Genomic DNA, 21872 nt, shown 5'->3' on the forward strand with positions numbered 1-21872 from the left:
TCGGCAAGTTGGGTTAAGAAAGCATTTGAATTTCTTTTTCAATATTGGTTCGAGCTGTTTTTTCATATAGATCTCTGAAAGCTGTTGTTTGATAAATAAATGGCTGTTCCAGAAAATGTTCCAAGGCTTTTTTCCGACCTGGTTTGTATAGAAAATCAGGATAAATGCGGTATTCTTTTCGTACTTGGTTGCAATAAATCTGATATTGCTCCCAATCTTTGGACAGAATTTTCAAATCAAAATCGATGAGCCAATTCACATCTGAAATCGAATTGTGTTGGTGCAATTTAGTAGCCATAATGAGTTCAAATACCAAATTTTTATCTAATAAAGTATTGTTTTTCAATAAATTACAAGCAAATTCAGCACTTTTGAGTTCATTGTCTTTTTTGGTTGCACTATATATATAATCGTGATAAAATAGACTAAACAACACTTCCAGAGGCTGTTTCAATTCTGTTTGATAGTGTTCAAAGCAAGTAATCATTTCTTCCAAATGGGTCAAATTGTGATAATGCCTTGATTTTGAGCTGTATTTTTGTGCCAATGCTTCCCAAAGTAGTGAAATTTGATGGGTTTCAAACCCAATTTTGAGCATTAAATTGGGGTATATATTTTGGATTTTCATTTGTTTTTTTTAATTATACTAAACTTCTTTCAAGTTTTTCCTTCCATTTTTTCCAGTCTGGCATTATTTTTTGTTGCAAATTATAAAAATCGTTGTTGTGATTGTGATGGACTAAATGGCATAATTCATGAATGATTACATATTCTATACTTCCTTTTGGCGCTTTTATTAATTCGGTATTGAGGATTATTTTGCCAGATTTAGTACAGCTACCCCAGCGTTTTTGCATTAATCTTATATCCAAAACGGGTTTTTCAATTTTATATTTAATGAATTTTTCTAAAGAATTATTTAGAAGTGCTTCAAAATAGAAGATTGCCTTTTCTTTGTACCATTTATTCAAAATTTTTTCCAAATATTCAGGATTGTTTTTTTTTGTTTTCATTATCATCATACCTCTATAAAGTTTGATTTCGTTTATAGAATCTTCAATGATTTGTAACTTGTATTGTCGTCCTAAATACAGATGCGTCTCTCCATTAACGTATTTGCGTTGTGGTGTAAATGGTTGGTAGCTACAAAAAAAAGCTTGTTGTTTTAAAATCCAATTGGCTTTGGATTTTACTTTTTTATTAATATCACTAATATTTGCATCATTTGGAGCAGTAACAGAGACTAAACCATTTGGCATCACTTTTATACCTAATGATTTTCTAGTAGCAAAAGACAAAGTATATTCAATGCGTTTACTACCATAGTTTATTTGCTGGATAGTGGTTAACATTAAATGTATTTTAGTTTAGCGATTTTTATTACTTCTTCAATCAGTTCATCAATTTTATCAAAAGAGAATTGTGTGTCGTATTGTTGTTGTTTCTCGAAAAGTAAATCATCGAGGTTATTCTTTAATTCTTTTTCAATTTCGGTATTGGTTTGCCAATCGATAATTAATGTATCATTTTCGTAAACGATATTTTTAATACAATCTTCTATTTCTAAAGCTGTATTGGCTTGCACTTCTTTTGGTTCGGGAGTGTTGCTAAAACTATTCTCTAAAACCGCATTTATAAGATTATAAAATGCAATAGCGTTTGGCTTTTCTATTATTGAATTAGGTACATCGTTTTGTTTGCCTGTTAAGAATTGGTTTTCGTAATCTTTGGCTTTTTGTAAAAATAATGCTTCATCAATACGATGTTGATGGTAATCATTTATTGATTCTCTAATTAATGTAGATAGATTTTTATAGAAGATTGGGTCCTCATTCATTTTTACATTAATTGCTTTGATAGTTCGAGTTGCAATATGGTCAGCTTTCGCTGCTTTTCCAACTACTTTTTCAACTTCCGCTTCTCTTTTGTCTTTATCAAAAATATTTACTAGTTCTGTGATTTTTAATACTTCTCCTTCTGTTGTAATGTGTTTGTCAATTAATTTTTGGATTTGAGGTTCAAATGTAGAAATATCAAAATCATCAAAATACCTTCTTTTTACATCTACTCTTAATTGCAAGAAAAACTTACTGTCTTTTTTGTATTTATCTATGGTTTTTTCGTTTTTAATATCATTAAATTCAATGGATGCCATGGCTAATTTAAACAAACGTACAAATGCAGAAAGTTTTTCATAAAACGGATGCCTTATGCTATCATCGTTTAATAGTTCAGAATAAGCTTCAGCATCGTATTTGTTTTTTATGGTTTTAAATAAATCCCATAATTCACTATGCGCTTGGGGTAATTTTTCTATTTCTTTATTGATGTTTATGATTGTTCCTGATAATTCTTCTTCTTCAAAATCATTTAAACCACTGTATGTATTTAATGCACTATCTAAGTTTTCTAAATTCCCGAAATAGTCAATAATAAATCCGTATTCTTTTCCTGGTGCTACACGATTTACCCTCGCAATAGCTTGAAGTAATGTATGTTCTTTTAATGACCTAGTGATGTATAAAACTTGATTGTTAGGTGCGTCAAAACCTGTTAGTAATTTATCTACCACAATTATAATTTCTGGATGTTCTTGTTTTTTGAAAGCACTAATTACTGATTTCTCGTAGTCGGATTGTTTGCCGTATTTACTCATCATGGCTTTGTAAAACTTTTGCACTACATCTTCATTTTCTTCAAAAGCATCCTCGTGATTTTCTCTAGTATCTGGAGCAGAAATTACTACTTCGCAACTCAATTTTCCGATTTCTTTTAGGTATTCACGGTATTTAATAGCTGTAGTTTTGTTTGGTGCTACTAATTGTCCTTTAAATCCTGTACCTTGAATATTGGCTTCAAAATGTTCACTAATATCCCATGCTCGTGCATATACCACTTGGTCGGCTTTATTGATTTGATTGGTAGTACTAAATTTTCTTTTTAATGCTACTTTGCCATAGGGTGTAGCAGGTTCAGAAACTTTATCAAAATAAGAATCTAAAGGTTTATCATTTACCTCAATAATATTATGCCTTCCTTCATACAACAAAGGCACAACTGCTTTATCATCAACAGCATCAGTTATAGAATATACATCAATTAAGCCACCAAATTTATTGGCTGTACTTTTTTCTTTTTTCATTAAAGGCGTTCCTGTAAATGCTACAAAACAAGCATTAGGAAATACCTTTCTCATTTTTACATTGAATGTGCCGTATTGGCTTCTATGTCCTTCATCGATCAGAACAAAAATATTTGGCGAAGCAAAACCGTTTTTTTCTTGGTTTATTGCTGCCTCAAATTTGTGAATTAAAGTGGTTATTACAGCATCAGATGGACTGTTGATTAAATCAACTAAATGTTTACCCGTTTGGGCTTCTTCTACTTCAACGTGACATTTTTGGAATGTATCGGTAATTTGTGTATTTAAATCTATTCTATCGGTAACCAATATTATTTTTGGATTTTTAATGTCTTTTTGGGTGGCAATCATTTGCGCCAACATGACCATTGTTAATGATTTTCCGCTTCCTTGTGTGTGCCAAATTACACCACCTGTTCGTTTACCATTGGCATCGGCAACACTAATTTTTTTAAGTGTTTCTTTAATGGCAAAATATTGCTGATACCTTGTTATTTTCTTAACTCCATCATCATAGACTATATAATTGAAAATAAGGTCTAAAATGCGTGATTTTTGGCATAAACTGAATAGTAGTTTGTCTTGTTCGGTTACTATTACTTCTTCTTTTTCTAATTGATTGAAAAATTGTAATACGTTTTTGAAACGTTGATTGAATATTGCTGTTCGTTCCGTTTTTGGTAACTCACTATTTTTTAATTCACGAATGGCATCACCATACATTATCCCTTCTTCTTTGGTACGGAACACTTCTTTCCAAACGCTCCAAAACTCCTTTTGAGTAGCTGTGGTTGCATATCTTGCTTCGTTGACTGCTAAAGATAAAACCATGTTGGAATATTGGTACAATCCTCTTATCCCGTCTTCTTGTTGGTTTCTTAAATGCTGGGAAATGGCTTCGTCCACTGGTTTTTTTATCACATTGCTTTTACATTCTATTACCACCATTGGAATACCATTGATGAACAACACAATATCTGGACGATAGGTGTCGTTTCTATCGCTTCGTAAAACAGCGTATTCTTCAGTAACATGGAAGGTGTTGTTTTCTATATTTTTCCAATCGATGTATTGAAAAGAGAAACTTTTTTTATCGTTTAGAATGGTTTGCTCTAAACTTTTACCCAATGTAATTAAATCAAAAAATACTTGATTGGCTTTAATAAAACCATCCTGAATGGGTAGTTCTCGCAACGCAATTATAGCAGAATTAATATTACTTTCTGAAAAAGAAAACTCTTTATTTTTGTATTGTATAGAATTTATTTTTTCGAGTTGTTTTTTTAAAATTGGTTCCAATAATACATTGCTGGTTCTTCCACCACGAAGCTCTAAAGCTTCGTCTGGAGCAATATATTGATACCCCATTTTTATGAGTAATTGCAATGCTGGAATTTGACTGATGTGGTCTTCTATATAACTTGGGTTCATAACTACTTTAATGATTTAAAATAATGAATTAATAGATGTGTCTCTATTATGGGTACTTACTTTTTTTACTATTATTGATTAACAGAAACTCTAACATAACTATAAAAATATTTTTTATTGAATTGTATTTAATACAATTTAAAACCCTTGTCAATACTAGATAAAGCACAAGGAGTCTAACATTTTCTCTAATATTCCTCTAACAAAATCTCTAACATTTTCTCTAACACTTTCTAACCAATTTATTTAACTACTATCCAAATTGGTTTGCCTAAAGAACCGTTGTTTTTAATTAGGTTATTTCTTCTTAGTTCAGATAATAAGTGATTTACTTTGGTTTTCTTTTGTTTTTCTATCATCCAATTAGGTAATTTCATTTTGTGTAAATTTCACTCTTTTTAATTTCGAAAAAAAAAATTAACATTTTAAATTATGTAATTGAATATTTTTATTTAATTTTGCAAAGTCATTACTCAAAGGGTAAAAGACTTGGCTTAGCAAATATTTGTATCATTCGTATTGCCTTAAGATACGTTCCTCACTCACGAAGTGGGGTTTTTTTTTATCCAAATTTATATTCTTCATACCATTTATTATATCTGTTTTGCTCTATTTTATCTACTTTAAAAGCCGTAACTAACTGCAAACTATTTGTTATTTCTCTCACTATTACCACATAACTTTTATCAGAATACCAAAAGTATCTTTGGTTTTGACCATTAAAATGTAATCGTTCAAAATATTTAATTCTGTTGTCTTGTTTAAAATTGATTATTGGTTTTATCCAATGTATTTTATTGGTTCGTTCTGGGTCAAAATTTCTTCTTCTTGAATGTTTACTTTCTCGCGTGCAAATATGTTCAAAACCTTCAGGTTTTCCTCTAAATAAAGGATGTTTAGATATTTGTTTATTGTATCCCACTATTTTTTTATCAATAAAAATTGGATTTTTTATCATGTCCTTAACAAAAACACCATACAATTGATACATTTGGACTGCATTTGGTCCATCTATATTTATGAATTCAAACAAATCTTCCAATAAATCTAATTCGTGTTCTTCCATATTATCTATAATTTGTCTGAATTTGAAAATCAAAAATATTAAACTTTTCTTCTAATGGATCTGTACCATCGTGTAAAACATATCCCGATTTTTGCTCTAAATAATTGATAATTTCAATTTTTACTTTACTTGCATTATTTTTTTTGTGCTCTTTTCGTGCTTTGTATGTAATGGCTCCGATAAATAAATCTGTTAATTGTAAAAATTCATTCTCTTCTGATCGTATATGTTGAAAAAAATAAAAGGGAGATTTTATTGAAAATCTTTTATTATACTCTTCATTTAATCTCTTATCTAAATTAAGTAAGCGTTCTTTTCCTCGTGTATCTTTTATATCTAATATAACTTTAAAGGCGTCTTTATTGTAATTCACCCAAGGATTTCTTAACAATAAAAAAACAAGTTTGTAGTAAAATGAATTATGGTCTCCTCTATTATATTTTTCGTGATTGAGTTGTGATTTGTTTTTTACCAAAATCGCTCTAAACTGTATGTCTTTTTCAAAAAAATAATCAATTAAATCTTTATACATATCCAAACGAGAAAAAGAAACTTTATTCCATTTTATTTCCTTTGGAGAATGGTGCTTGCGTTTTATTGCTTTTAACTCTTCTTTGTATTGTTCATAATTTTCAGCATCAATTTTTGTATAACCAATACACATTAAAGGTAATTGATCATTTTCGAGATGGCAGCTTTCGTCTATGTATATTAATTTATTCATATTTCTTTTATTTTAAGTTTTCACTCTCACTTTTCATACCAAATCTAAATGTTTTTTTACAACAGGTTTCATTGCTGGTTCTACCACCAAGAAGCTCTAAAGCTTCCTCTGGAGCAATATAATGATACCTCATTTTTATGAGTAATTGCAATGCCGGTATTTGACTAATGTGGTCTTCTATGTAGGATGGTGTGTTCATTTAAATTAATCAGTTGATTTAAAGTAAATAATTAACCTTAAATCCTGTAATTTCATCAATTAATTCGAATAATAATAAAAAATCTTTAAAAAAATTGACATCTGATATTTTTCTAATTTCTTTTGAAATAGTTGGCTTCTTATTATCAATAATTGAAAAAACATTTTCAAAAGGAGTATTTTTTATCGCGTTATGATTAGATAAAAATTCATTAGAAAAATAATGCTCAATCTCAAAATAATTATATTTTTGTTCCTCATTAAAATAAATTTCTTTTTCACCTGGAATAGGCAAGACTAAAGCATAAATATTCGCATTTTCATGTTTCTTAATTGTATTGTTTTTAATTGAGTTAAAGAATTTTGGTAGTCTATTAAAATCACCTAAACCTGCTTCGTCATGATCAAAAACACCAATAATAATTTCGTCTTCATGCCAAGTTGCTAATGATGAAATTAATGTTTTATTTACTTCATGTGAACCCCCGCTACTATTTCCAGCAGGTTTAATTTTCCAATATGGTACTTCGCCATCTGCTAAAACTATATAAGCATGCTCAATTATTTCCGCATCTGTTTTACCTTCTGTAACAATTTTAATCTTTTTTGAAGAACTTATCGTATCATATTCAGAAAATCTCAATTTACTAGCTGGTGTATCTAAAAGATGTTTTAATGGAGTTTTAATCTTTTTGAATTCTTTTTTTATCTCTTTTTTAATTTCATTCATAGAACCATTTGAAATCATATTTATTGATATCTCTGAAATTATTATCAAAATATTATCATTCAATAATGGTGAATGAAAAATTAATTGGTCAAGTTCTTTTTCTTCATTAATCCTATTTGAATGAAGCGTTAATGCCAACATTAAAGCTTTATATCCTTCAGTTGTTTTCTCACCTTCTTCTAGATATTTTTTAATAACTGAATTAAATGATAATTTCAAAGGTTCTTTTAAAGTTCCAGAATTAAAATTCTCAAAGAAAAACATTAAGTTAATCAGCCAAATTATAGGTAATCGAAAAGATTTAAACAACAATTGTTCATCTGATGAAAGTTTAATAAACAGCTCTAATGCTCTAATGTTTAATTCTAAAGCAACATCAACTGTATCTTTTCTCAACATGTTATCTGTTTGAAATAAAGCCTGCAAAATATATCCAGCTCCACTAATGCCTGAAAAATAATCATTAAGTTTATACGAATCTTTTAGTTTTTGATTTATTGATTTTAAAAAATCAGGCATATCCTTTGAACGACCTGCATAAAATACAGCTGAATTTTGCCAGTTAATATCAAAAAAATTATTCACATATAGATCCTGCTCCAGTCTTTGATGCTTAAAAATTTCGACAGAAGCATAATACTCCATAAATGAATCATGATTAAAACATACGTAAGTATTGTTTTTTAAATAAACAATTCCTGTATTATTTACTAGATAAAATAGTACATCTTCTAACGTTCCCTTTTTTAAAGGAAGAGTTTTAGATTGATAATAATCACTAAAGAATTTTACAAATTCCTTTAATGTCATTGGATTATGCTCTTTCCTTTTCAATATTTCTAACGCATATATTGACAATATTCTTTCTTTAAATGAAATGTCAATAAATTCTATACGACTTGTAACCATTGCTCTCCCAAGCAATAGATAATTAAAATTTTCATAAATGTCAGTTATTGTAGCAGGGATTTCTAAATCATTTTCTTCGAAAAGTATTGATATTAATGAAAGTGATAGTGGTGTAACAGGCAATTTTTCGATTATTCTGTTTTCTCTCAAAGCTTCAAGTAACTTTTCAGCTCTTGAATTCTGATTATAAAAAAATTTATTTACAAACATTTCTATTTGTTTATTATTAAACCTTTCAATAGAATATGTATTATATGATTTTAGACAATCAATAGTAACAGATTTTTCAGTAATTCTAGTTGCTAAAATAAAACGAATTGAATTTGAATTATACAAATCATTTACTTGTTTAATTACACTTTCTTGATGTTCTAATTCAAATTCATCTATACTATCAATTAACAATGTTATGTAATACTCCTCAAATAATTCATTTAAACCTGTACCAAAAAATGGAAGTAATTTTAATTCTATTACTTTTTCTAAATCATAATTTGAATCAAATAATTCAGTTGCAGAAACAAATAAAGGCAGATTTTTTTTTACAACAGTTTCATTACTTTGAATTATAAGTTCGCCTATTCTCTTTAGCAAAGTAGATTTCCCCATACCAGCTTCTCCTGATATAATTAAAGGTTTCTTATCCTTAATGATATTTTCAACAGAGATTGCTTTCTTTGTAGGTGTCTGGGTTTCCTTATCTTCATAAAAATGAATAATTTTAGGTTCAATAAAAATATCTAACAGCTTTTGATACTTATCACTAAATATTTTTAAGGACTTTAATTCTGACTCCTGTAATATAGAGGTACAATAATTTTTTTCATAATCTAGTAATTCTAAATTATCATGTTTCCAATAATCATTATTATATTGTTCAATCAAATCAATAATTTCATCCCTACCTAAATAAATTAAAGTTTCATTTTTTAATTTAAGATTTATAGAATCTCTAAAGCCCTTTGAAATATTAAAATTTGAAATTATGAATGTTGTTGAAAATATTTTTTCACTTTTTGTTTTTTTTATTTTTTCAATAATTTTTGACAAATCAACATTTCCCGTTAAATGCTCATCAAAATATATAAACCCATGATTATCATATGAAATAGGTCCTTTTATACTAGCTATAAAAGTTGAGTTGTTTTCATAAATATTTTCATAACCCATTTTAGTAACAAGATTAATAATTAAATCGATAATTAATTTTTTTGAAAGAGATTCAATTTTTGATATTTTTTTTGATAATTCCATTTTGTTTTTTTTATTATTATGTAAAAATAAATGAGCTAGTGTTTTGTTTATTAAGCAATTTTATTAATGAAAGATAATTAAATTTAATACCAAGACATTATTATATATTTCTAAATTTTGCACTATATTTTTCATCATCAACTGTTACGATTAATATGTGTTTAAGTTAGATTTTTCCAAATAGTTTCAAAACTCCTTACTTCACCTTTTAACAATGGTATAAGCGAAACATCTTTGGTTTTATTCTCAAATAACTTACCTTTTTTTACATCTAAAACAGCAAAAATCACTTCATCACCTACTACCTTACTTCTTAATTCATTTTCCATTATGTTTAAAATTAAGTCAGCATGACGTTTATCTATTGAGTCATTTGCAGAAGTATGAAGTTTAATAACATATAAAACATCTTTTATTTGTAAACCTAGTTCTGGATTTAATTCAATTTTAACATCGCCATCAATCCAAGTTTTTCTAGGTGGGTTAAACCATTCTATTTTTCTTTTCTTCCAAAAAGAACAATAGCCATCTATTGTTTTGCTATAATTTTCTTTTTTTTCTGGCTTAATATCATCTAAAATCTCCTTTAAATCATCATGATTTCCTTTCTTTTTATGGACTGATTTAATTTTTATTTTTAATGGATTCCAATAGTCTTCAAAGTGTTTGTACTCTTCCTCTCTTTTTCTTTTAGCTGTTGATACAACTGTTGATTTTGCACTCCCTGATTTGTTTACAAAGTTCATAAACTCTGTTAATGAAATTTTGATTTCGTCTTTTGACATTTTATAATAGTTTTTATTTTGGTGGTTAAATTTTCACTCTCGTTTTCCCCATTAACAACTGCTGCATTAATCCTTTTTTCTGCAATTGTAAGGTTTCTAGTTTTTGTTGGTATTGGTTGAGTTCTTCGGTTGCTTTATCTAAAATGGTTGCAATTGCTTTTTGTTCATCTACATTTGGCAACTTTATGTCCAGCTTTAAAAAATCAGTTTTACTCATAACTCGGTTTCTACCTGCTCCACCTGGTGAAATAGATTCTAATAAAAATTTAAACCTTTTTTGTAAAATATAATGTCTAAAAAAATCAGGTGTTGCATTTTTATCATTGAAAGTATAAGTTGGAAAACGATGTGAAACCAAACCACCTTCATCTTTTTTGCTCACTATTGCAACAGCTTGTTCCCAAGCAAATGTTATGTTTATGATTAAATCATTTTCTTTTACCTCATACATAGTTTCCATAGCAATAGAAGCTGGATCAAAATCAGTTTTATGAAAAACTCCTTTACCATGACTTCTTAATCCAAGTGCTAAATAGTTTTCAGTTGGTTTTGTTATTGGTCTTGGAGTGAAAGTAACACATTCGCTTATCGCTTTAACTTTCCATTTTTCATCAAACCCTTTTACTCTCATTTTACCTGTAAGTAATTTTTGAGTTAATCCTTTATTTCTAACCTTCAGCTCTTCAATAATACCTTTGCAATTATCAATAGCTTTATCCCAAGTGGATAGAATTGATGCTATTTTTTGTTGTTCTGGTAGTGGTGGAATTGGGATTTTTAGTTTTTGTAATTCTGATTTTGAAATACTGTAAACTGAAATTCCTGTCGCTATTTTTTTTAATTCAATAGCAACTTTTGGATTTTTAAAAGTATAAGTTCTGAAACCTTGAACTGTTTTATTCGAATTATCTCTAGCTAAAAAAGTGTGTAAACCTGATACAACCTTTTTTGTACCAATATTTTTTACTTCTACACTTTGACCAACGCCATCATAATCTTCGGAAGCATCCGTAATGATTAAATCACCATCCTTTATAAAATTGAATTTCTGTTTTAGGATAAGTTCATCTTTTATATAAGGAAGCTTTTCGGTTTCACAGTCTAATATTTCGAACTTAAATTTAGAATGAATATCACCATAATGGATATTTTGAATTTCATTTTTACTTTTTTCATAAACCAAATTATCTCTTGAGAATGAATTTGTTGAAAATAATTCAAATACATTGTCAAATCGTTCAATCTCCCAATCACTAGGAATTAAACCAATTGCAGTGTTTTTATATGTGGTGTTATTCATTGTCTGTTGCATTATTCTGGCTTTTAATTTGCTTTTTTTCTTTGGTTTCAATTTTTTTTATGCTGTCTTCAACAGGTAAATTTTCGGGCATTGTGCCTCCAAGTTCTTTGATGGTTTGCCGCACTTTTTTACCAACTTCAAGATGTGTTTTGTTGGCATTTGTTTTTCCTTTGATGTTATCTCTTTTGAGTTTTTCCTCTGTTTGTGTAGCTCGAAAAAGGTTAGCCGCTAATTCGGTACTACCCATGTGATCTAAAATATGTTGCGATTTTTTTAGCCCTTTTTTAGTATGTATTTTTTTAGTATCTAATCCACCATATAAACCCATATACCCGTGGTTTTGAAAAATGGCATAATCAATATTTTCTATAACTCCCGCATTTTTGGCTGCTTCGGCAAGGTTTGAATTGTGTTTTTTGAGTTCGTTTCTCAAGAACAATCGCTTTTCTTCATCAGATGATAATTGATTATAATCATCCATCTGACGAATTTCTTGCAACCTAGTTTGAACTGCAAAATAAGTTTGTCCTTGTGCCACAACTTCTTTTGATGGGTCGGCATTCTGAACAATTAAATAACAAGCATATCTAGAAAGTTTAGTACTTTCCATTTCTCTTTTTGCTCCAGAACCGATACTAACCATCTCGTTGAAATCAACGAGATGGTTTTCTATTAATTCTCCACTATTTTCGCAAGCCTCTTTTGCCTTGTTGATAACACCTTGAAAGTTTCTAAAATCGGAATATTCTAGTACTTTAGACAATTTTCTAGCCCCCCAATATTCGTTACCATTATCGTCAATTTCTTTTATTTGCTCAAAAATGGTTTTATTTGTATTCGTTATTTTTTTCATTTTTTACAAGGTAAGATAAAGTTAAAATTTGATGATAAAGTAACCAACTTTATTATGCAAAATCTACTTTATTATATTGATTATCAAATTAAATCCAACTCTTTCAAATAGTCTTCCATTTGGATTTCTACTTTAGTAAGTTTTTTTATAATAACAGTAGTATTGTTGTGCGTTATTTTATTGATTTTTAACTGATGCTTTTATTTGTTCAAACAATTTAGAAACTGCAGTTTTTACAATGTCGTTAATTTCTTTATCGGTTATCGTTTCGGTATAAAGTTTTTTGAGCAAATATTCGTCTTGTCTATTATTACGTGTATCATTAATGAAATAATAATATTGGTTAAACTCTATGTGTATGTTAGAATAAGCATCAAAAGTATTCAAACCATCATTTTTAAAACCACTGTAATACAACCTTAATGCAATAGAGCTAATACCTTCAAAAGGACTTAACTTTTGGTTAGACCTTTCATCACTTGTTAGTTTTGAATAAGTTGCTATGTATTGCATTTTTTCATCAAAAAACTCTAATTTATTAACCTTTGGATTATGATTATTGATGTAATTAGTTATTACTTTTTTTGCGAAAAGTTCATCAAACACATTGGTTTGGGCTAAGAATTTTTCAAACAATTTTTTGAAATATTTTTTATACAGTTCAGCAATAAGTTCGTTGGAAGATGGTACTACTTCGTCTTTTTTAATCAATTGCTTTTTCCATAAAGAAATTTCTTTTGTTAAGTCTTCTTCATCTGTAATATCAATGTCTTGAATGGCATCTAAAACAATTTGTTCTGAACGTAAAATTAAACCTGTACAATAGTCAAAGAACACTTCTTTATCGCCACCATATCCTTGAATGTCGCTGATGTAGTTGTAATAAATTTTACGGTCTTTCTCGTTTATCCAAAACGGATTGTAGCCTAATGAAATTAATATTAGATTGGTTAAAATTCTAGCCGTTCTACCATTACCATCATAAAATGGATGAATGTCAAGATACTCTAAATGAAAATCCATTGCTACATCAATAGGATGTGGTGCATTCTTTTTATTTGCTAAAATGGCATCAATAGCAGCATTGGTTTTGTCTAAAAGTTTGTGAATTCTTTCAGGCACTTCTTCTGGAGCTACAAAATCATATCTTTCACCTTTATGGTTGTAAATCATATTAGGTTCTTGTTTCCATTTACCAATTTTATCTATTTTAGCTTTATCATCTTCGTGCATGATTGCTTTATGAATTTCGCAAATACGTTTTTCAGAAAGTCTTAATTCACCTTTACCAATACGTAAGATTTCGGTAATGATTTTATCATGACCTTGCATTTCTAAAATGTCCTTTAACGGCTTGTCATTAACTGTAAGATTACCAACCATAACACTACGTGTTTCTTCAATGGTAAGTGTGTTACCTTCCATACTATTGGAATTGAAATTCCATTCTAGTCTGAATTTGTAATTGATTTTCTTTTTTTGGTCAATAGTCAATTCTCCAAAATCTTTAACTTTAGATTTTATAGTGTCTATTCCAGCTTTACTATCTATATAACTCATCTTATTATTGTTTTAGAGAATTTCTGTTTTGATTTATACTTGGTGATTATCCTTTATTTTGAACTAAATTAAATCCAACTCTTTCAAATAGTTTTCCATTTGAATTTCTACTTCAGAAAGTTGTTTTTTCAGTTCAGTAATTTTAGTGTGCGTTGCTTTAATATCCACTTCTTCTTCTTCCTCAAATGTGTCCACATATCTAGGAATATTTAGATTATAGTCGTTTTCAATAATATCAGCAATTGTTGCACGGTAACTGTATTTATCTTCAATTACAGCACCTTTAGCCCCCTCCAAACCTCCCCCAATAGGGGAGGCTTTTTTAAAGGATTTGAAAGTTGAAACAATATGTTCTATATCAGATGCTCTAAATTTGTTTTGATTTTTACCACTTTCAAACTCACGACTGGCATCAATGAAAAGAATGTCTTTGTTAGCTCCTTTTCCTCGATTGAAAATTAATATCGCAGCTGGAATTCCAGTACCAAAAAACAAATTAGCAGGTAAACCAATAACGGCTTCCAACAAGTTTTCATCGATTAATTTTTTACGAATTTGACCTTCGCTACTGCCTCTAAATAAAACACCGTGTGGTACAATAACACCAACTTTACCCACATCCTCATAAGTGGTTTCAATCATGTGACTGATAAAAGCATAATCGCCTTTACTCTTTGGAGGAACTCCTCTATGAAAACGGTTGAACTGGTCTGTTGTTGCTGTATCTGCACCCCATTTGTCTAAGCTGAAAGGAGGATTGGCAACCACAATATGAAACTTCATTAAATTGTCTTTCTCTAAAAGTTTTGGGTTGTTGATAGTATCACCCCATTCGATTGTTGCACTATCTTGTTCGTGCAAAAACATATTCATTCTACATAAAGCCCATGTGCTACCATTGTTTTCTTGACCATAAAGCGAATAATTTTTACCGTTTACTTCATTGGCTACTTTAATTAATAATGATCCAGAACCGCAAGTTGGATCACATATTCTGTTTCCGGCTTGTGGATCTACTAACTTTGCAAGAAGAGTACTGATTTCACTTGGAGTGTAGAATTCGCCAGACTTCTTGCCACTTTCTCCTGCAAATTTGGAGATTAGAAATTCGTAGCTATCACCAATTACATCATTACCTTCAAGGTGAGAGGGTTGTAAATCTAGTTCAGAAAAATCAACTAAAAGATTTTTCATAATGGCATTACGCTGTTTAGTTTGACCAAAAACAGTTTCTGAATTAAAAGAAATGCTACGAAACACCATTGCTAATTTAGAACGGTTGGCATCCTCTAAGGCTGTTAATCCAATGTCGATAATTTCACCAATATTGGCTTCGTTACGATTTTGAAAAAGATAATCGAAATTACTAACTTCGGGTAAAATAAAACGTTCTCTTTGTAACTGACGTTGTACCATTTCTTCGTTATCAGGATACTTGATTCGGTATTGTTCTACCTTGTCTTTCCAAACATCTGAAAGGTATTTTATAAACAAAAGTGTTAGAATATAATCTTTGTATTGCTCACTTCCCATAACCGGACGTAAGCTATCACAAGCTTTCCAAACTATATTATTGATTTCTCTTTGTGTAATCATTGTAATTGATAATTGTTAATTGATAATTGAATGTTATTTTTTATTTAGCTTTGATGTTTTTATAATTGAAATAAGTAGCTTTTTCAATTCTATTAAATCATTATATATAGAATGAAATTCTTCTTGTTTGAAATACCCCGTTTCATTTAATAATTCTAACCAATATTCACTTTCATTTGCTTCTTTTAAAGAAATAGATAATTTATGAATAAAATCAGCCGTGCTTTCCGCTTGCTCCGCTTCTCGAACATTTGCACCAATAGAAGTGCCACTTCTCACTAATTGCTTACTCAATATAAATTCTTTCTTTTCTTGGTTTAGATGTTGATATAATTTTACAATTCTAATAGCAAACAGAAATGTTTTCGTTTTTATAATATTTTCTTGTTTCATAATTTTCAATTTTCAATTACCAATTTAGCTATTGTTGATTGAAATAATTTTTGTTTTTCTTTGATTATATCATTTGTAATTTGAATATCCTTGAGATAAAGTTCTTGTAATTGAACAACTTTTAATTGTTCTGCTATTGGAATTAGATTGAAACTAAAATCAGCCAATTCACTTTTACGAATAGACGGAATAGAACTGCCTGAAGCTGATTGTTGGAAATACAATACGTTTTTAGGAAGATTTAAAACCGAAACCAAATAGGCAGGAATAATTTTAGTTGTATCTACTCTAATTATAAAAAATATTGAAGATGCAACTGCATTTCCAAATTCTTGTTTGTATAGTGTTGCAAAAAAGCGAAATCCTTTTGCTACGAAAAGAATATCATCATTTTGAAGAAAGTTGGCAGCAACTTTAGCATCTTCTTCTAAAAAATTATCATCTTCATTGATATATTGACCAAATTCATTAAAATGTTTAGCTTGTAAATAAGGAATTGTGCCTTTTTTACTAGTCTGTCCATAGTAACCAAACTGAATAGTTGCAATATCTTTTAATTTAACTTCCATTTCACTTTTTTGTAATGTTATTCATTTTCGATGCAAATATATAAAAAATAATGAAATATACAGATTTATTTTATTGTATTAATATTCAAATTTAAAAAAATTAATTTTTATTTATTTGTTGTATTTTATTTTTCTTCTACGCAAAATAGTTACGTACTAACGATTGCATCTTTGCATTGTTGAAATGAAAACGTTCTTTGAAAAACAATTAATTAAATAAAAATATCAAACAAGTCCAGTTGGGTGTTTCAGAAAGGCACTATTGTGAGAACTGATGCAGTTTTGTATCTCGGTTTCTTATGCAACTTGATTTGATGGTTTCGAGGTTTTCCAAAAAATCTCACCACGCTATGTGTCATGGGTTCGAGTCCCATTTTATCTTACGGGATAAATAATTCAGTCAGGTTAGAATAATAGCTTATTTAGGGTTCGAATCCCCGCCGTAACTGGTGATTGCTCGATTGGCCGAGTAACAGATCTTTCTCTGTAGCGTTTTTAGTCGCTTAATAAACTAAAAATCAATAAAAATCACTTGAACGAAAGTCGGTTTTTGACCTGCAAAATGTGGGTTTAAAAACACAGGTGATAAAGCCTGAAGACAGCTTCGTTTTCCATGCCGTTGGGATTTATTTTTATTGGAAAAGACCCGGTTTATTTTGGGTTTGATTCGATAAAGAAACCTTTCAATGCCGTTGCTAACGCACTGATTTCCGCTTTGGAGCTTGGATTTTCGTTAAGTGTTTTTAAAAAAAAATCTAAAAAATTAAAAGAATTTAAAAAAATTAAAAAGATGATAAAAAGAGTAAAAATTGAGGCGTACCAAGTGGGTTTGGTAATGAAAAATGGAGCATTGGACGAAGTTTTAAATCAAGGAAATCATTGGTTGTGGGGCACTAATGAGGTAAAATTGTATGACATGAAACAATCGTTTGTGTCGCCAATTGAATTGACTATTGCATTGAAAAACAGCACATTGGCAGCCATGCTTGAAGTGGTTGAAGTGAAGGAACACGAGATTGTTTTGTTTTTTGCAAACGGTTTGTTTCGGGAAGTGTTGGGCACGGGGCGTTATGCTTTTTGGAAAGGATATCAGGAAAATAGTTTTACCAAAGTAGATTTATCTAAAGTGGAGATTTCGGAACCAATTTCAAAGACGATTTTGGAAAACATGAAAGTGAAAAGTTATGTTAGAAAATTTCAAATCATGAGTTTTGAGCAAGGTTTGTTGTTTGTGAATGATGTTTTTCAGCAAAAATTGGAATCGGGTGTGTATTATTTTTGGAACAATGCCATTCCGGTTGAGGTGAAAAAAGTGGATGTTAGGCAGCAGCAAATCGAAATTTTAGGTCAAGAATTGCTTACCAAAGACAAAGCCACCTTACGAATGAACTTTTTTGCTCGCTACCAAGTGACGGACATTATGAAGGCGATTGTGGAGAACAAAGACTTTGAAAAACAGTTGTATGTGATGTTGCAATTGGCACTTCGGGCGTTTGTTGGCACTTACACTTTGGACGAATTATTGAGCAAAAAAGATGATATTGCCAACATTGTTTTGGAGGAAGTTGCCGCCAAAATGGAAAGTTTGGGATTGGTGGTTTCGGATGCTGGAATTCGAGATGTGATTTTGCCTGGCGAGATGAAAGACATTATGAATCAGGTGCTTATGGCTGAAAAAAAGGCACAAGCCAACAGCATCATGCGAAGAGAAGAAACCGCTGCCATGCGAAACATGTTGAATACCGCCAAATTGATGGAAGAAAATGAGATGTTGTGGAAGTTGAAAGAAATGGAATATGTGGAGAAAATTTCGGATAAAATAGGCGAGATTACGGTTTCGGGAAGTGGCAATCTTATTGGGCAATTGAAGGAGATTTTTGTGAAGTGAGATTTAAAAATTTAAAAATTTATAGAGTGAATAAAATAGTTTTGTAGTTTAGCTATGAAACTATTTTTTTTGTTTTTCAAATGTGATTTATTTAGAACACCAAAAAGCTACTCCATTTGGTTTATAACTGTTAAATTATCAATATTTTATTTTTACTTTTTTTATTAGCACTTGTTTTTAGATGTTAATTAATTTAGAAAATTGTTGGTAAATCACAAGTTAAATTGAAGTTATTTTAAATATTCTTTGTTTTTTAAAATATTAAATATATATTTGCGCAATCGATTGCACTTTATTGTGTTGATAACAAATTAAATCGTATTTACTAAATCAACCTATTCAAAATGAAAGAAGAAAAAAACATAAAAGGAAATTTCCGCTGGACCATTTGCAGTTTACTTTTCTTTGCCACAACAATCAATTATTTAGACAGGCAAGTGCTTTCCTTAACTTGGAGTGATTTTATTGCACCAGAATTTCATTGGACGAATAATGATTATGGTAACATAACGGCTTTGTTTTCTATTTTTTATGCGGTATCTTTATTGTTTGCAGGTCGTTTTGTGGATATTTTGGATACCAAAAAAGGATTTCTTTGGGCTATTGGAGTTTGGTCTGTTGGGGCTTGTTTGCATACTTTTGCAGGAATTGCCACTTCAGGAATTTTAACCGGAAATTGGTTCGTAGGTTTTGAAGCAGCTAAGGACATAATTGAAGACGTGAATGACACCGGAATGGTAATTTCGACCAGTGTAACTTTGTTTATCTTTGCCCGTTTTGTTTTAGCAGTGGGCGAAGCGGGCAATTTTCCAGCAGCAATCAAAACTACTGCAGAATATTTCCCTAAGAAAGATCGGGCTTTTGCTACCAGTATTTTTAATTCGGGAGCCACTATTGGCGCTTTGGCAGCACCAATTACAATTCCATTTATTGCAAAAGCTTTTGGATGGGAAATGGCTTTTATTATCATAGGAGCTTTAGGTTTTGTATGGATGGGATTCTGGATTTTTTTATATGACAAACCCGAAAAACATCCCAAAGTTAATCCTGAAGAATTAGAATACATTCAACAAGATGCAATTGCCGACAGCAAATTAGTAGGCTATGTTGCTGAAACGGCTACTAAAGTAAGTTTAAAAGACTGTTTTCGATACAAACAAACCTGGGCTTTTGCCTTTGGAAAATTCATGACAGACGGAGTTTGGTGGTTTTTTTTATTTTGGACACCAGCTTATTTGAGTTCGGTATATGACATGGATGCAACAGAAGCAGCCTTGCCATTATTTGTATTGTATATGATTACCTTGCTATCTATTATTGGAGGTTGGTTGCCTACTTATTTTGTAGAAAAGAAAGGAATGAATCCGTATGATGGAAGAATGAAAGCGATGTTGATTTTTGCCTTTTTTCCTTTGTTGGCCTTGGTAGCCCAGCCTTTAGGACATTACACCTATTGGTTACCAGTAATTATAATTGGGATTGCAGGAGCGGCACATCAATCGTGGTCGGCTAATATTTTCACTACTGTTGGAGATATGTTTCCTAAAAAAGCCATTGCTACCGTAACAGGAATTGGCGGATTGGCGGGTGGATTAGGTTCTACCTTAATCAATAAAGGTTCAGGAGTTTTATTCGATTATACCAAAGAAACGAATATGGCATTTATGGGCTTTGAAGGAATCGAAGCAGGTTACTTCATTATCTTTTCAATCTGTGCGGTTTGTTATTTAATTGGCTGGTCAGTAATGAAAACCTTGGTACCAAAATACAGTCCGATTACAGATTTATAATTATTAAATGAAAATTTTTAGTCCAACTAAATTAAAAGAAAATGACCAATTTTGAATTCAGATACGCATCTCATCCAAAAGATGCGAATACATATAATACAAGCGAATTGAGAGAACATTTCTTAATTGAAACGCTTTTTGTTGCCAATCAAATCCAACTTGTTTATTCAATGTACGATAGATATATTGTGGGTGGAATAATGCCTGTTGATAAAAGTTTAAAATTAGAAACCATTCCATACTTGAAGTCAGAAAATTTCCTTGACCGAAGAGAATTAGGAATTATCAATGTAGGTGGAAGCGGAAAAGTAACTGTGGATGGTGTGGATTATTTCTTAGAGAAAAAAGAGGCTTTGTATGTAGGACAAGGATGTAAAGAAGTGCTTTTTTCTGCCACTAATGGAGAACAACCTTTGTTTTATATTAATTCGGCACCAGCACATCACAAATTTCCAAACAAAAAAGTGACTAAGGAAAATGCCGAGATTGTGCATTTAGGAGAAGAAAAATTTGCAAACAAAAGAATTATCAATAAGTTGATTGTAAATAGTGTGGTTGAAACTTGTCAATTACAAATGGGTTTGACCGAATTGTTACCAGGAAATATTTGGAATACGATGCCATCACACACGCATAACCGACGTATGGAAGCTTATTTCTATTTTGATTTAGAAGAAGGACAAACCATTAGTCATTTTATGGGCGAACCTCAAAATACACGTCATATTTTCATGCAAAATAACCAAGCGGTATTGTCTCCAGAATGGTCCATACATTCTGGTGCAGGAACATCTAACTATTCTTTTATTTGGGGAATGGCAGGTGAGAATTTAGATTATGGCGATATGGATATTGTGGCACCTAACGAATTACGATAAGCGATGAAATTATTTGATTTAACAGGCAAAAGAGCCTTGATTACTGGTGGAACTCATGGTTTGGGTATGGCAATGGCAGAAGGATTGGCGCAAGCCGGTGCTGAATTGGTAATTACTGGAACAACGCCTTCTAAAATGGAAGACGCTTTACACAATTATAGCAATAAAGGATACAAAGCTTCAGGCTATTTATTTGATGTAACCAATGAAAAAGCGGCTGCTGAGAACATCGAATTGATTTCCAAAGAATTAGGAGATATTCATATTTTAGTGAATAACGCCGGAATCATCAAAAGAGAATTGGCTACAACCATGTCGGTTGCTGATTTCAGACAAGTAATCGATGTGGATTTAGTGGGTCCTTTTATCATGTCGCAATTGGTTGTTAATCAAATGATCGAAAGACAAGAAGGCAAAATAATCAACATTTGCTCAATGATGAGTGAATTGGGAAGAAATAGCGTTTCGGCTTATGCCGCTGCTAAAGGCGGTCTAAAAATGTTAACTCGAAATTTAGCTACCGAATGGGCAAAACATAACATTCAAGTAAACGGTATTGGCCCAGGGTATTTTGCTACTTCGCAAACCGAACCTATTCGAGTGGATGGGCATCCATTTAACGAATTCATCATCAACAGAACACCTGCCGCTCGTTGGGGAAACCCAGAAGATTTAGCTGGTGCAGCGGTATTTTTGGCATCCAAAGCCAGTGATTTTGTAAACGGACAAATTGTTTATGTAGATGGTGGTATTTTGGCCACCATTGGTAAACCTTCAAACGAAAATTAATTATTTTTAAAAATAGC

18 protein-coding genes are annotated in these 21872 nt (G+C 30.6%); 4 read left to right on the top strand and 14 right to left on the bottom strand.

The window, feature by feature from the left end:
- Nucleotides 1-13: 13 nt before the first annotated feature.
- From B0A58_RS09535 to B0A58_RS09600, 14 genes are all read right to left on the bottom strand, one after another.
- Nucleotides 14-628 carry an HD domain-containing protein gene (locus B0A58_RS09535; RefSeq protein WP_089080867.1) on the bottom strand — a complete coding sequence of 205 codons (615 nt, stop codon included), beginning with the start codon at nucleotides 626-628 and terminating at the stop codon, nucleotides 14-16.
- A 13-nt stretch (nucleotides 629-641) separates the two neighbouring features.
- Nucleotides 642-1352, bottom strand: coding sequence for a M48 family metallopeptidase (locus B0A58_RS09540; RefSeq protein ID WP_089080868.1), 711 nt, complete (start codon nucleotides 1350-1352; stop codon nucleotides 642-644).
- Nucleotides 1352-4573 (bottom strand): type I restriction endonuclease subunit R, encoded by a 3222-nt coding sequence (locus B0A58_RS09545; protein ID WP_089080869.1) that lies wholly within the window; start codon nucleotides 4571-4573, stop codon nucleotides 1352-1354. Before B0A58_RS09545 ends, B0A58_RS09540 begins: the two co-directional genes overlap by 1 nt.
- A gap of 562 nt (nucleotides 4574-5135) precedes the next feature.
- Entirely contained in the window at nucleotides 5136-5639 is a 504-nt protein-coding gene (locus B0A58_RS09550) for a hypothetical protein (RefSeq protein ID WP_089080870.1), read from the bottom strand.
- Between the two features lies 1 nt (nucleotide 5640).
- On the bottom strand, nucleotides 5641-6363 hold the full coding sequence (locus B0A58_RS09555) for a DUF3800 domain-containing protein (RefSeq protein ID WP_089080871.1): 723 nt from the start codon (nucleotides 6361-6363) through the stop codon (nucleotides 5641-5643).
- Between the two features lie 7 nt (nucleotides 6364-6370).
- On the bottom strand, nucleotides 6371-6562 hold the full coding sequence (locus B0A58_RS09560) for a hypothetical protein (protein WP_089080872.1): 192 nt from the start codon (nucleotides 6560-6562) through the stop codon (nucleotides 6371-6373).
- Nucleotides 6563-6580: 18 nt separating this feature from the next.
- Nucleotides 6581-9454 carry an NACHT domain-containing protein gene (locus B0A58_RS09565; RefSeq protein ID WP_089080873.1) on the bottom strand — a complete coding sequence of 958 codons (2874 nt, stop codon included), beginning with the start codon at nucleotides 9452-9454 and terminating at the stop codon, nucleotides 6581-6583.
- Nucleotides 9455-9615: 161 nt separating this feature from the next.
- Complete coding sequence (locus B0A58_RS09570) at nucleotides 9616-10239, bottom strand: hypothetical protein (RefSeq protein WP_089080874.1); 624 nt, start codon at nucleotides 10237-10239, stop codon at nucleotides 9616-9618.
- A gap of 25 nt (nucleotides 10240-10264) precedes the next feature.
- Nucleotides 10265-11551, bottom strand: a complete 1287-nt coding sequence (locus B0A58_RS09575; RefSeq protein ID WP_133063119.1) for a restriction endonuclease subunit S — start codon at nucleotides 11549-11551, stop codon at nucleotides 10265-10267.
- The gene (gene dinD / locus B0A58_RS09580; protein ID WP_089080876.1) at nucleotides 11532-12392 is read right to left on the bottom strand and encodes a DNA damage-inducible protein D; all 861 of its coding nucleotides are present in this window, start codon (nucleotides 12390-12392) and stop codon (nucleotides 11532-11534) included. The genes B0A58_RS09575 and dinD overlap by 20 nt, the downstream gene beginning before the upstream one ends.
- Nucleotides 12393-12569: 177 nt before the next feature.
- A complete protein-coding gene (locus B0A58_RS09585) occupies nucleotides 12570-13952 on the bottom strand; it encodes a Fic family protein (protein WP_089080877.1) in 1383 nt (460 codons plus the stop codon).
- 63 nt (nucleotides 13953-14015) lie between these two features.
- The gene (locus tag B0A58_RS09590) at nucleotides 14016-15548 is read right to left on the bottom strand and encodes a type I restriction-modification system subunit M (protein ID WP_089080878.1); all 1533 of its coding nucleotides are present in this window, start codon (nucleotides 15546-15548) and stop codon (nucleotides 14016-14018) included.
- A gap of 33 nt (nucleotides 15549-15581) precedes the next feature.
- On the bottom strand, nucleotides 15582-15941 hold the full coding sequence (locus B0A58_RS09595) for a four helix bundle protein (protein ID WP_089080894.1): 360 nt from the start codon (nucleotides 15939-15941) through the stop codon (nucleotides 15582-15584).
- A 5-nt stretch (nucleotides 15942-15946) separates the two neighbouring features.
- On the bottom strand, nucleotides 15947-16510 hold the full coding sequence (locus B0A58_RS09600; RefSeq protein WP_089080879.1) for a restriction endonuclease subunit S domain-containing protein: 564 nt from the start codon (nucleotides 16508-16510) through the stop codon (nucleotides 15947-15949).
- 790 nt (nucleotides 16511-17300) lie between these two features.
- Here B0A58_RS09600 and B0A58_RS09605 point away from each other — a divergent pair.
- The 4 genes from B0A58_RS09605 to B0A58_RS09620 all read left to right on the top strand — a co-directional run bounded on the left by B0A58_RS09605 (nucleotide 17301) and on the right by B0A58_RS09620 (nucleotide 21855).
- Nucleotides 17301-18398 (top strand): slipin family protein, encoded by a 1098-nt coding sequence (locus B0A58_RS09605; RefSeq protein ID WP_089080895.1) that lies wholly within the window; start codon nucleotides 17301-17303, stop codon nucleotides 18396-18398.
- 344 nt (nucleotides 18399-18742) lie between these two features.
- Nucleotides 18743-20188: an MFS transporter gene (locus tag B0A58_RS09610; RefSeq protein ID WP_089080880.1), complete on the top strand. Its 1446-nt coding sequence runs from the start codon at nucleotides 18743-18745 to the stop codon at nucleotides 20186-20188.
- 41 nt (nucleotides 20189-20229) lie between these two features.
- Nucleotides 20230-21066 (top strand): 5-dehydro-4-deoxy-D-glucuronate isomerase, encoded by an 837-nt coding sequence (gene kduI, locus B0A58_RS09615; RefSeq protein ID WP_089080881.1) that lies wholly within the window; start codon nucleotides 20230-20232, stop codon nucleotides 21064-21066.
- 3 nt (nucleotides 21067-21069) lie between these two features.
- The gene (locus B0A58_RS09620) at nucleotides 21070-21855 is read left to right on the top strand and encodes a gluconate 5-dehydrogenase (RefSeq protein ID WP_089080882.1); all 786 of its coding nucleotides are present in this window, start codon (nucleotides 21070-21072) and stop codon (nucleotides 21853-21855) included.
- Nucleotides 21856-21872 lie beyond the last annotated feature (17 nt).

The organism is Flavobacterium branchiophilum NBRC 15030 = ATCC 35035 (genome assembly GCF_002217205.1).
Lineage (GTDB): Bacteria > Bacteroidota > Bacteroidia > Flavobacteriales > Flavobacteriaceae > Flavobacterium > Flavobacterium branchiophilum.